Origin of the sequence: Streptomyces sp. NPDC005492, from assembly GCF_040605995.1 — a bacterium.
Lineage (GTDB): Bacteria > Actinomycetota > Actinomycetes > Streptomycetales > Streptomycetaceae > Streptomyces.
This window is the reverse complement of the sequence record NZ_JBEXDX010000037.1, coordinates 1-11511: the sequence shown is the minus strand read 5'-3', so window position 1 is coordinate 11511 and position 11511 is coordinate 1. Positions and strand designations below refer to the sequence as shown.

11 protein-coding genes are annotated in these 11511 nt (G+C 68.8%); 2 read left to right on the top strand and 9 right to left on the bottom strand.

Annotated features, from left to right (window positions below):
• Nucleotides 1–71: 71 nt before the first annotated feature.
• The 3 genes from ABZT04_RS34695 to ABZT04_RS34685 form a co-directional block, all read right to left on the bottom strand.
• Nucleotides 72–1121 carry an ABC transporter substrate-binding protein gene (locus tag ABZT04_RS34695; RefSeq protein ID WP_356061351.1) on the bottom strand — a complete coding sequence of 350 codons (1050 nt, stop codon included), beginning with the start codon at nucleotides 1119–1121 and terminating at the stop codon, nucleotides 72–74.
• Between the two features lie 76 nt (nucleotides 1122–1197).
• The gene (locus tag ABZT04_RS34690) at nucleotides 1198–2076 is read right to left on the bottom strand and encodes an ABC transporter permease (protein WP_356061349.1); all 879 of its coding nucleotides are present in this window, start codon (nucleotides 2074–2076) and stop codon (nucleotides 1198–1200) included.
• A complete protein-coding gene (locus ABZT04_RS34685) occupies nucleotides 2066–2881 on the bottom strand; it encodes an ABC transporter ATP-binding protein (RefSeq protein ID WP_356061347.1) in 816 nt (271 codons plus the stop codon). Before ABZT04_RS34685 ends, ABZT04_RS34690 begins: the two co-directional genes overlap by 11 nt.
• A 159-nt stretch (nucleotides 2882–3040) precedes the next feature.
• On the opposite strand from ABZT04_RS34685, the gene ABZT04_RS34680 reads away from it, so the two are divergent.
• Nucleotides 3041–3733: a response regulator gene (locus ABZT04_RS34680; RefSeq protein ID WP_356061345.1), complete on the top strand. Its 693-nt coding sequence runs from the start codon at nucleotides 3041–3043 to the stop codon at nucleotides 3731–3733.
• Between the two features lie 65 nt (nucleotides 3734–3798).
• On the opposite strand, the gene ABZT04_RS34675 is transcribed toward ABZT04_RS34680, so the two are convergent.
• The 6 genes from ABZT04_RS34675 to ABZT04_RS34650 form a co-directional block, all read right to left on the bottom strand.
• Complete coding sequence (locus tag ABZT04_RS34675; protein WP_356061343.1) at nucleotides 3799–5388, bottom strand: cation acetate symporter; 1590 nt, start codon at nucleotides 5386–5388, stop codon at nucleotides 3799–3801.
• Nucleotides 5385–5945 carry a DUF485 domain-containing protein gene (locus ABZT04_RS34670; RefSeq protein WP_356061341.1) on the bottom strand — a complete coding sequence of 187 codons (561 nt, stop codon included), beginning with the start codon at nucleotides 5943–5945 and terminating at the stop codon, nucleotides 5385–5387. The genes ABZT04_RS34675 and ABZT04_RS34670 overlap by 4 nt, the downstream gene beginning before the upstream one ends.
• A 69-nt stretch (nucleotides 5946–6014) precedes the next feature.
• The gene (locus ABZT04_RS34665) at nucleotides 6015–6701 is read right to left on the bottom strand and encodes a response regulator transcription factor (RefSeq protein ID WP_356061339.1); all 687 of its coding nucleotides are present in this window, start codon (nucleotides 6699–6701) and stop codon (nucleotides 6015–6017) included.
• Nucleotides 6698–7849, bottom strand: a complete 1152-nt coding sequence (locus ABZT04_RS34660; protein ID WP_356061337.1) for a histidine kinase — start codon at nucleotides 7847–7849, stop codon at nucleotides 6698–6700. Before ABZT04_RS34660 ends, ABZT04_RS34665 begins: the two co-directional genes overlap by 4 nt.
• Nucleotides 7846–8370: a DUF1453 domain-containing protein gene (locus ABZT04_RS34655; protein WP_356061335.1), complete on the bottom strand. Its 525-nt coding sequence runs from the start codon at nucleotides 8368–8370 to the stop codon at nucleotides 7846–7848. Before ABZT04_RS34655 ends, ABZT04_RS34660 begins: the two co-directional genes overlap by 4 nt.
• Nucleotides 8371–8595: 225 nt before the next feature.
• Nucleotides 8596–10716 carry a DNA topoisomerase IV subunit B gene (locus ABZT04_RS34650; protein WP_356061333.1) on the bottom strand — a complete coding sequence of 707 codons (2121 nt, stop codon included), beginning with the start codon at nucleotides 10714–10716 and terminating at the stop codon, nucleotides 8596–8598.
• 443 nt (nucleotides 10717–11159) lie between these two features.
• On the opposite strand from ABZT04_RS34650, the gene ABZT04_RS34645 reads away from it, so the two are divergent.
• A complete protein-coding gene (locus ABZT04_RS34645) occupies nucleotides 11160–11393 on the top strand; it encodes a hypothetical protein (RefSeq protein WP_355902231.1) in 234 nt (77 codons plus the stop codon).
• Nucleotides 11394–11511: the final 118 nt, after the last annotated feature.

Here is an 11511-nt window from a genome sequence, read left to right as displayed (position 1 = left end):
GGCACGGCCTGTGGGTGGCGGGGGAAGGGGCCGTGCCCCTTCCCCCGCTACGGATGCCGGCCGCGGGGCCGTCAGCCTGTCGCGTTCTTCACGAACTCGGTCGTGTATGTCTTGTCGAGGTCCACATTGGCGTTCTTGATGGTGGGGTTGAACGCCTTGAGCACCTTCTCGACGGTCTCCGGACCGTTCGTCGGCATCACGCCGTCCTTGGTGAACATCGGCAGCGTGCTCTTGATCGCGGTGGCGTAGAGCGCCTTGTCGCCCTGGGAGTAGTCGGCGGGCATCTTGCCGGCGATCTCGGTGGCGCTGTGGGTGGACATCCACTTGAGCGTCTTGACGAATGCATTGACCATCTTCTGCACAGTGGACTTGTGGCTGTTCACCCAGTCCGTCTGCATGTACAGACTTGACGAGGGATACGGTCCACCGAGCGCCGCCTGCGATCCCTCGGGCGTCCGCATGTCGACGAGGATCTTGCCGGCCTTCTTGTCGAGGATCGTGGCGACGGTCGGGTCGGTCGTCATACCGGCGTCTATGGAGCCCTGTTGGAGCGCGGCGACGAAGGTCGGTCCCGCGCCCACGGCGACCGGGGTGAAGTCGCTGACACTGACGCCGTTCTTGACGGCGAGGTACTTGGTCAGGAAGTCGGTGGAGGAGCCGAGGCCGGTCACGCCGAGCTTCTTGCCCTTGAAGTCCTTGGCCGACGTGATCTTCCCGGCCGCCTTGGTGGACACGACCTCCACCTCACCGGGCGCCTGCGAGAACTGCACCACGGATTCGACCGACTTGCCCTTCACCTGGAGGTCGAGCGTGTGGTCGTAGAAGCCGACCGCCCCCTGGACCTGGCCGGAGACGAGCGCGGTCTCGGCCTGGACGCCGGCCGGTTCGCTCAGCAGCTCCACGTCGAGGCCTTCGGAGTCGAAGTAGCCGAGCCGCTGGGTGAGCATCGCGGGCAGGTAGATGACCTTGTCCAGGCCACCGACCATGATCTTGACCTTCTCGCCCTTGCCGTCGGAGCCGGTGGAGGCGGTGGAGGCCGCGTCGTTGGCGCAGGCGGTGAGCGAGGAGAGGGCGAGCAGGCCCGAGGTGGCCAGGGCGGCGTATCTGGCGGTCTTGCGCATGGCGGTTCACGTCCTTGTGAGGGTGCGGTACGGGGAGGAAGGGGGCCTCGTCAACGGGGTTGACCCGAGGGGCCGTTCAGTTGTCGGAGCCCGACGGCTTCCAGCGGAAGATGCGGTTCTCGGCGAAGGTGAGAAGCCCTTCGGCGAGGAGGGCGACGACCGCGAGAATCACCATCGCGGCGTACACACCGGCCGCGTTGAAGGTGCCCTGGGACTGCGCGACGAGCAGGCCGATGCCCTTGGTCGCGCCGATGTACTCGCCGACGATCGCGCCGATGAGGGCGAAGCCGAAGCTGACGTGGAGGCTGGTGAAGATCCAGGAGGTCGCGGACGGGATGACCACCTGAAGGGTCACCTTGCGGTCGCTGGCGCCGAGGATGCGGGCGTTGGCGACCAGGTTGCGGTCGACCTCGCGGGCGCCCTGGAAGGCGTTGAAGAACACCGGGAAGAAGACGAGCACGACGGCCGACGCGATCTTGGAGGCCGGACCGAGGCCGAACCAAATCATGAAGACCGGGGCGAGGACGATCCTCGGTACGGAGTTGAGCACCTTGATGTATGGACCAAGGATGTCGGCGAGCAAGGTGATCCGCCCGAGCGTGATACCGAACACGACACCGGCGATCACCCCGATGACCCAGCCGACCAGCGCCTCCTGGAGCGTGAACCAGATCTGCTCGCCCAGGGAACCGAGCGCGGTCCCGTGCATCACCCAGGTGTAGATCTGGTCCCAGATCTTCGAGGGCATCGAGAAGTTGAACGGATCGATGACCTTGGCCCGCGCGAGCCATTCCCACAGGCCGAGAACGGCGACCAGGAGCAGCACTCTCGCCGCCCCGACGCCGACCCTGCGTCGACGGGCGGCACGCGCGCGTGAATGGGCGCGGTCCACCTTGTTGCCGGGCTCGGTCATGGTCAGCGCCACCTGGGCCTCGGGCATGACGTCAGGCGACATTGGCCGCACCCCTTTCGCGCGTGATGCGGACCTCTTCGCCGAGGGACTCCCAGATCTCGCGGTAGATCTCGATGAACCGCGGCTCCAGGCGCACGGATTCGACCTTGCGGGGCCGCGGCAGGTCGATGTCGAAGACCTGCTTCACCGTGGCGGGCCCGGCGGTCATCACGACGACCTTGTCGGCCAGCGCGATGGACTCCTCCAGGTCGTGGGTGACGAAGACGACCGAGGCGCCGGTGCCTTCCCACAGCTCCAGGAGCTCGTCCGACATCAGGGCCCTGGTCTGCACGTCGAGCGCCGAGAACGGCTCGTCCATCAGCAGGATCTCGGGGTCGTTGACGAAGGTCGCGGCGAGCGCGACGCGCTTGCGCATACCGCCGGAGAGCTGGTGCGGATAGCGGTCCTCGAAGGCGGACAGCCCGACCCGGGCCAGCCACTCGCGCGCCTTCGCCTTGGCCTCGGCCTTCGGTACGCCACGGAAGCGGGGGCCCGCCATGACGTTGGACAGGACCGTGCGCCAGGGGAAGGTGGCGTCCTGCTGGAAGACGAAGCCGACCTTGTCGCCGACGCCGGAAACCGGCTCACCGGCCACCAGCACATGACCCTCGGAGGGCTCTTCCAGCCCGCTGACGAGGGTCAGCGTGGTCGACTTGCCGCAGCCCGTGGGGCCGACGACCGCCACGAACTCGCCACGCCCGACAGTGAGATCAAGCTCCCTGACAGCCGTGTGCAGACCCCCCGACGGGGTCCTGAAGGTTTTGCTCGCGCCCCGTAGCTCGATGGCGGGGCTGGTGTCTGCGCTCATGGCCGGGACCGTAGATGTGGCCCGGACCACAACAGCAGTCTTCTGGGCGCAAGCCATTCTTTTGCTCGCAAGAGCCTGTTGTGCTCGTTTTGCTCGCGCTACAACTGCGGAGCCGAAACATGGGCTTAACGCTCACTTGGCCTTGAGGAAAGAGGCCCAATGATTGACGTCATGGTCGTGGACGACGATTTCCGCGTCGCCGAGATCAACGCCAAGTACGTGGGAAAGGTTCCCGGATTCCGGGTCGCCGCCCGCGCGCACAGCGCTGCCCAGGCGCTGGCCACCGTGGAACGCGGAGCCATCGACCTGGTGCTGCTCGACCACTATCTGCCCGACCAGACCGGTCTCGAACTGGTCCACCGCATGCGGGAACAGGGCCACACGACGGACGTCATCATGATCACGGCGGCCAGCGACGTGACGACCGTGCAGCGGGCGATGCGTCTGGGCGCCCTGCACTACCTGGTCAAGCCGTTCACCTTCGCCGCGCTGCGCACCCGCCTCGACTCGTACGCCGCCCTGCGCCGTACCGTCGACCGCGTCGGCGGCCGTGGCATCGCCGGCCAGGAACAGGTCGACCGCATCTTCGGTGCCCTGCGTACGACATCCGCGCCGGCCTCTCCCGGCCTGCCCAGCGGTCACTCGGAACCGACCACCGACTTGATCTGCGCCGTCCTCCACAGCGCCGGCCACCCGCTCTCGGCCCACGAGGTCGCCGCCGAGACCGGCCTGAGCCGCTCCACGGCCCAGCGCTACCTCCGCCACCTTGAACAGGCCGGCCGCCTCCGCCTCTCCCTCAAGTACGGCGACACGGGCCGCCCGGAACACCGGTACGCCTGGGTGGCGCCGTAGCCGGACGCTCTCCGGAGCCGTACGACGACCGGACCGCGCGCCTACGAGGACGGCGGCCGCCCTCGCTACACGGCCCCCGCCCCCGTCAGCGCCCGTACCTCGGTCTCCGCGTGCTTGGCCTCGTCCGGGACCTCCGACGAGGTGACCGTGCCGAGCCAGCCGGCCAGGAAGCCCAGCGGGATCGAGACGAGGCCGGGGTTCTGGAGCGGGAAGAACTGGAAGTCGACACCCGGGAACAACGACTCCGGACTGCCCGACACGACCGGCGACAACACCACGAGCGCCAGCGCGGGGATCAGTCCGCCGTATACGGCCCAGACGGCGCCGCGGGTGGTGAAGCCGCGCCAGAACAGCGAGTAGAGCAGCACCGGGAGGTTCGCCGAGGCGGCGACGGCGAAGGCGAGGCCCACCAGGAAGGCGACGTTGAGGTCCCTGGCGAGCAGGCCCAGCGCGATCGCGACCACACCGATACCGACAGCCGCCGTCCGCGCCACCGCGACCTCGCTGTACGGCTTGGCACGCCGGCGACGCAGCGACGCGTACAGGTCGTGGGCCACGGACGCCGAGGAGGCCAGCGTGATGCCGGCGACCACCGCGAGGATCGTGGCGAAGGCCACCGCGGCGACGATCGCGAACAGGACCGTCCCGCCGGTGGAGTCGGCGCCGCCCAGGTCGAGCGCCAGCAGCGGGACCGCTGTGTTCCCCGCCGCGTTCGACTTCTGTACGGCCTGCGGCCCGACGATCGCGGCCGCGGCGAAGCCGAGCACGATCGTCATCAGATAGAAGCCGCCGACGAGCCCGATCGACCAGATCACCGAACGGCGCGCGGCCCGCGCGGTGGGTACGGTGTAGAAGCGGGACAGGATGTGCGGCAGCCCGGCCGTCCCCAGGACGAGTGCCAGGCCCAGGCTCATGAAGTCGAACCGTGCGGTCCAGTCCCCGCCGTACTTGAGTCCCGGCGCCAGAAACGCCAGGCCGTGACCGCTGCGGTCGGCAGCGGTGAGCAGCAACCGGTCGACGTTCCCATGGAAGCGCAGCAGGACCAGCACCGTCAGCGCGACGGTGGTGCTGAGCAGCAGGACCGCCTTGACGATCTGGATCCAGGTGGTGGCCCGCATCCCTCCCAACGACACATAGATCACCATGAGCGCGCCGACGCCGATGACGGTCCACGCCCGCGCGGCCGGGCTCGTCCCGCCCAGCAGCAGCGACACCAGGCTGCCCGCGCCCACCATCTGTGCCACCAGATACAGAACGGACACGGTGACCGAGGAGGTTCCCGCCGCGATCCGCACCGGCCGCTCGCTCATCCGCGCGGCGACCACGTCGGCGAGCGTGAACCGCCCGCAGTTGCGCACCAGTTCGGCGACCAGGAACAGCACCACCAGCCAGGCCACGAAGAAGCCGACCACGTACAGCATGCCGTCGTAGCCGTACAGCGCGATGAGCCCGGTGACGCCGAGGAAGGAGGCGGCCGACATGTAGTCGCCCGAGATGGCAAAACCATTCTCCATCGGGGAGAAAAGCCGCCCGCCCGCGTAGAACTCCTCTGCCGAACCGTGCCGGTTGCGACTCACCCAGGTCGTGATCCCCAGGGTGACGGCGACGAACCCGCTGAACAGCAGCAACGCCAGCGTCTGATGATTGCCGGTCACGAGACACCGCCTCGGACACCACGCGTCAGTTCCTGGGTGTCCCACCGCAGTTCGAGCGCGGCCCGGTCCCGGCGCAGCCTCGCGTGCCGGGCGTAGGCCCAGGTGAACAGGAAGGTGGTGGCGAACTGCCCGAGCCCAGCGAGCATCGCCACGTTCACGGCCCCCGCCACGGGCCTGGCCATCAGCCCGGGCGCGGTCGTCGCGGCGACGACGTAGGCCACGTACCAGGTGAAGAACACGGCCACCGCCGGCACGACGAACCTCAGATAGCGACTGCGCACCTCCTGAAAGGCCGCGCTGCGCTGCACCTCCAGATACACGTCCGCGGTGCGCAGCGCCACTCCCCCGCCCTCCCTGCGAGCGGACGGCACCTCGGCGGCGGGCACGCCCGCGCCGTCCAACTCGCCCCAGCCGGAGGCGAGTGCGTCGTACCACGGGTCGTGGTACCTCACCTTTCCGGATGCTTCGGCGGGGGTCGGATCATGACCTTCGTGGTTCTCGGCCGGGCTCTCGTGAGCACTCCCGCCACCGCGGGGACGACCGTCGCTTGACTGCATGCCCAAGGATGGACAGAACGGGAAGATCCCCGACTCTTCTTCTCCGCTGTCTTCACCCCATCAGGTGACTCACCCCGCTGGTGGCCGCACCAGGCCCTTCCCGTAGGCGTAACGCACCGCCTGGGCACGGTCCTTGAGCCCCGTCTTGGCGAACAGGTTGTTGATGTGGGTCTTCACCGTCGCCGTGGAGACATGCAGCTTGCGGGCGATCTCCTGGTTGCTCAGCCCCTCGGCGATCAGCACCAGCACCTCGGCCTCCCGCGAGGTGAGCCCGTCCGGCGGCTCGGCGGGTCCCGGTTGCGGCTGCGGCTCGGGCTCCGACAGGCGCTCCAGCAGCCGCCGTTGGATGCTCGGCGACAGCCCCGCGTCCCCGGACAGCACGCTCTGCACGGCTCGGACGATCTCGTCGCCGCCCGCGTCCTTGGTGAGATAGCCGCGTGCCCCCGCGCGCAACGCCGGGAACAGCGAGTCGTCGTCCGCGAACGTCGTCAGCACCACGACCTGCGTCCCCGAATGCTCCGCACGGATCCGCCGGGTCGCCTCGACCCCGTCGCAGCGCGGCATGCGCAGGTCCATCAGGACCACGTCCGGGGCGAGTTCGGCGACGAGCCGCACCGCCTCGTCCCCGTCACCCGCGGCGCCGACGACCTCGATCCCGGGCAGCAGCCCGAGCAGCATCACAATGCCTTCCCGTACGACGGTCTGGTCGTCCGCGACCACGACCCGCGCCGGCCTCGTCACGGCCTCCTCGGTCATGCGGGCACCTTCAGCGTCACCACGAACCCCTCCTCGTCCGGCTCGGCACGCAGCGAACCGCCCAGCAACTCGGCGCGTTCCCGCATGCCCAGCAGACCGTATCCACCTCCCGACCCGGTCAGTTCGCCGGGCGAGCCGCCCGAGTCCCTTACGTCCAGGGTCACTTCGCGCTCTCCGTAGTCCAACTGAAGGAGCACTTCGGCGCCCGGGGCGTGCTTGCGGACGTTCGTCAGGGCCTCCTGGGCGACCCTGCGCACGGCCTGCGACGCCTCTGCCGAGAGCTGCCTCCGATCACCCGTAACGGTGACCCGGGCACCACCCGTCGTGGCCACGATCTCGGTCAGGAAGTCCTCCAGCGGGGTCATCTCGCCCCGCAGCGCGGACAGGGCCTGCCGGGTCTCGGCCAGGCCGTCGCGGGCCATCCCCCGTGCCGCCACGACCCGTTCCAGAATCGTCTCCGGGTCGGCGCCCCGCTCGATCAGCAGCCGGGCCGCCTCCAGGTGCACGAGCTGGGCCGAGAGGCTGTGGGCCAGCACGTCGTGGATCTCCCGGGCGATCCGGGCCCGCTCCCCGAGTGCGGCGGACTCCGCCTCGGCCGCGCGGGCCATGCGTTCCTGGGTGAGCAGCCTCTGGGCGTTGCCCCTGGCCTCGGCGTCGAGGCGGAGCGTGTATCCGGCGAGGGCCAGCCCCGCTGTCGTGACCGCGGTGGTCAGCCATACGTCGTTGTTGACCGCGGCGAACGTCGCGAGGGACACCGATGTCACGGGCAGAGCCACGGCGATGGGCAGCCGCTCCAGCGAACTGACCGCGCAACCGCACCAGATGACGATGGCCATGGTCGCGAACCCGACCGCCTGTCCTGCGATCGCGAGGCCGAGGAGCACGGCGATGCATGCCAGCGAGGGCAAGAGCCTGTGGGCGAGGGTGGCGCGCCAGAAGGACCAGGCGACGACAGCCGCCACGAGGACCCCTGCCATGCCACCGGCCAGGGCCCAGCCGTGGACGTGGTTGCCTTCGAAGGCTCCCCACAGCAGCATTCCGATCACCAACAGCCTGACAACCCAGGCGAGTACGCGCCGGGGCCGGGAGATTCCCTCCCGGCCCAGCGCCTCCCGCGAGGGCCAGCGCGTCCAGGCGTTCTCCGTCACACGCGCTCCTTCCAGGTGGGCCGCGCCATGCCGAGACCGTACGCCGGAGCCGGTCCGGCCACCCCGGTGTGCGGCTGGGCCCGCCAGACCAGGACGCCGGAGCGGACCAGCAACGTGGCCGCGAGACCGAGCATCAGGGCCGAGCTGTCCTGGTGCACACCCACGGCCGCGCCGAGGGCGAAGAGGCCTACGCGCAGGGCTATGCCGACGATCCAGACTCCCGCGCTCGCCTTGGTGCTCTTGCTCCACACCGAACCGTCCGCCTCGGTCCACAGGCGCGTGGTCCAGGCCCAGCCGGCTCCGGTGGCGAGCCCGATGACCACCTCGACGCCGAGCAGAATTGCCGACTCGGTGCGGTGGTGCGCGTCGAGTATGCCGGGCTCGCGCAACGCGACGACCGCGAGGATCACGGGGAGCAGCCACCAGCGCCGGTCGGTGCCGATCCGGCGCGCACCGAACTGCCGCACGATCACCACCGCGACGACCGCCACGATCACCAGCGTGTTGACGAGCCCGGACATCAGAGCCTCCGTGAGCGGAAGAGGATGCCGGCGGCGAGCGCTGCCGACGTCTTCGAAACTACGGAGATCCGCCGGCCGGCAGGTCGGCGCCAGGGTGGATCGTGGGTGGATCCCCGCACCACCCCGATCTCCACCCGCGGGTGGAGCCGACCGACGGCGCGGGCCTCGGTCCGGGCCCAGGACGGGTCCGGGCCGAGGCCCGCGCGACGGTTCTGGCGCCGAGGGTCAGGCGTCGATCCTCGACCGGTCCAGCGTCGCGGCCGAGCTGGAGATGAACTCCTTGCGCGGTGCCACGTCGTTGCCCATCAGCAGATCGAAGACCTGCTCGGCCGCGTCCAGGTCGGAGAGGTTGATCCGACGCAGGGTGCGGTGACGGGGGTCCATCGTCGTCTCGGCCAACTGGTCGGCGTCCATCTCGCCGAGACCCTTGTAGCGCTGGATGGAGTCCTTGTAGCGGACGCCCTTGCTCTGGAACTCCAGGAGCTTCTCGCGCAGCTCACGGTCCGAGTACGTGTAGACGTACTTGTCCTGGCCCTTCTTGGGCTGGACCAGCTCGACGCGGTGCAGCGGCGGTACCGCGGCGAACACCCGGCCGGCCTCGACCATGGGCCGCATGTAGCGCTGGAACAGGGTCAGGAGCAGACAGCGGATGTGGGAGCCGTCCACGTCGGCGTCGGTCATCATGATGATCTTGCCGTAGCGGGCTGCGTCGATGTCGAAGGTGCGGCCCGATCCCGCCCCTATGACCTGGATGATCGCCCCGCACTCGACGTTCTTCAGCATGTCGGTGACGGACGACTTCTGGACGTTGAGGATCTTGCCGCGGATCGGCAGCAGCGCCTGGAACTCGGAGTTCCGGGCGAGCTTGGCGGTGCCGAGCGCGGAGTCTCCCTCGACGATGAACAGCTCGCTGCGGTCCACGTCGTCGCTGCGGCAGTCGGCGAGCTTGGCGGGCAGCGAGGAGGACTCCAGGGCCGTCTTGCGGCGCTGAGCGTCCTTGTGCTGCCGGGCCGCGATACGCGTGCGGGCGGCGGAGACCGCCTTCTCCATGACGACGCGGGCCTGTGCCGCGGCATCGCGCTTCGTGGAGGTCAGGAACGCCTTGAGCTCCCTGGCGATCACGGTGTTCACGATCCTGCGGGCCGCCGACGTACCGAGGACCTCCTTGGTCTGGCCCTCGAACTGGGGCTCGGCGAGGCGGACGGTGACGACTGCGGTGAGCCCCTCCAGCGCGTCGTCCTTGACGATGTTGTCCTCGGCGACACGCAGCATCTTCTTGGCGCGCAGCACCTCGTTCAGCGTCTGGGTGACCGCTTGTTCGAAGCCGGTCACATGGGTGCCGCCCTTGGGCGTGGCAATGATGTTGACGAACGACCTGAGGGTCGTGTCGTAACCCGTCCCCCAGCGCATGGCGACGTCGACACCGAGTTCGCGGGTGACCTCGGTGGGGGTCATCTGGCCGTGGTCGTCCAGGACCGGGACCGTCTCCTTGAAGGTGCCCTGCCCGGAGAGGCGGAGTACGTCGCAGACGGGCTTGTCGCTCGCCAGGTACTCGCAGAACTCGCTGATGCCGCCGTCGAAGCGGAAGGACTCCTCACCCTTGCTGCCGCCCTCGCCGAGGCCGTACTCGTCGCGGACGACGATGGTCAGCCCGGGCACCAGGAACGCGGTCTGGCGGGCCCGCTGGTGCAGGTTCTCCAGCGAGAGCTTGGCGTCCTTGAGGAAGATCTGGCGGTCGGCCCAGTACCGCACGCGCGTGCCGGTGCGGGTCTTGGGAATGCGCTTGGCCTTGCGCAGGCCACCGGGCTCGAACGAGGCGTCCGGACCGGCGGCGGTGAAGGAGCCGGGCACACCGCGCCGGAAGCTGATGGCGTGTGTGTTGCCGCTGCGGTCCACCTCGACGTCCAGCCGCGCGGACAGGGCGTTCACCACGGAGGCGCCCACGCCGTGCAGACCGCCGGAGGCGGCGTAGGAGCCACCGCCGAACTTGCCGCCGGCGTGCAGCTTGGTCATGACGACCTCGACACCGGAGAGGCCGGTCTTGGGCTCGACGTCGACCGGGATGCCCCGGCCGTTGTCCCGGACCTCCACCGAGGCGTCGTCGTGCAGGATCACCTCGATGTGGTCGCAGTAGCCCCCGAGGGCCTCGTCCACGGAGTTGTCGATGATCTCCCACAGACAGTGCATCAGGCCACGGCTGTCGGTCGACCCGATGTACATACCCGGGCGCTTGCGTACGGCCTCTAGCCCCTCAAGGACGAGCAGGTGCCGCGCGGTGTAGTTGGAACCGTCCCGGTCTGCTCCTGCCAGCAGCGCTGTCGACGGCACGGACGTTTCGGCGGTCACGCGGTTCGCTCCTCGCTGAATTTCAGATGAGGCCCTTTTGGGTAAGGGCCCGGCTTCGGTTGCCGCTCAGAGGGTACCGAGGCCTGGTAGAGCCGTTGTAACGCCACCCTCGTCTCCTCCTCACACTAGTCCAGGGTCGTATACCTGTTCGATCCCTCGATGGAGTGAAGTACATATCACGTTCCCTTCGGGGCATGAACCATTTAGGCTCCGGGCACGTCCTCAAGAACAACCGGCAAGCCAGCCGGGAGGACCGACCCCCTGACAGACAGCGCGAACCCGTACAGACACATAGACACGCAATACGGCACATTCGCCGCCAACCGGCAGCAGACAGCCGCCCCGGAAGAATTTTTCGAGGAAAAGCCCCGAGCGGGAACGTTTTCGGGCTGGTTGGATGTTGACCCTGGTACGACAGCTCGTCGAGCTAGAGAAGAGGCGACGTGACTACTGTTCTGACCCCCGCGAGCCCGCTGACGGCCGCCGATCGCTGCGACCGCTGCGGCGCCCAGGCATACCTGCGCGTCGTCCTGCTCAGCGGCGGAGAACTGCTCTTCTGCGCCCACCACGGCCGCAAGTTCGAGCCGGAACTCAAGAAGATCGCCGCTGAGATACAGGACGAGTCGGAGCGGCTGACCTCCGCTCCCGCTGCGAGCACTCCTGAAGAAGAGCGCTGACACTTCGCGTCCACGACGAGCCAGCACCGGCAGAGGCCGGCGACGGGCGGCCCCGCTCCTGAACCACAGGAGCAGGTCGTAGGACCCCTCGGCGGTGAGCTTCTCGGCCGGCACGGTC

Coding starts and splice junctions, on each gene's coding strand:
- ABZT04_RS34690 (WP_356061349.1), bottom strand. CDS start 2,076: ATGTCGCCTGACGTCATGCCCGAGGCCCAGGTGGCGCTGACCATGACC.
- ABZT04_RS34655 (WP_356061335.1), bottom strand. CDS start 8,370: ATGTCCGGGCTCGTCAACACGCTGGTGATCGTGGCGGTCGTCGCGGTG.
- ABZT04_RS34680 (WP_356061345.1), top strand. CDS start 3,041: ATGATTGACGTCATGGTCGTGGACGACGATTTCCGCGTCGCCGAGATC.
- ABZT04_RS34685 (WP_356061347.1), bottom strand. CDS start 2,881: ATGAGCGCAGACACCAGCCCCGCCATCGAGCTACGGGGCGCGAGCAAA.
- ABZT04_RS34665 (WP_356061339.1), bottom strand. CDS start 6,701: ATGACCGAGGAGGCCGTGACGAGGCCGGCGCGGGTCGTGGTCGCGGAC.
- ABZT04_RS34695 (WP_356061351.1), bottom strand. CDS start 1,121: ATGCGCAAGACCGCCAGATACGCCGCCCTGGCCACCTCGGGCCTGCTC.
- ABZT04_RS34670 (WP_356061341.1), bottom strand. CDS start 5,945: ATGCAGTCAAGCGACGGTCGTCCCCGCGGTGGCGGGAGTGCTCACGAG.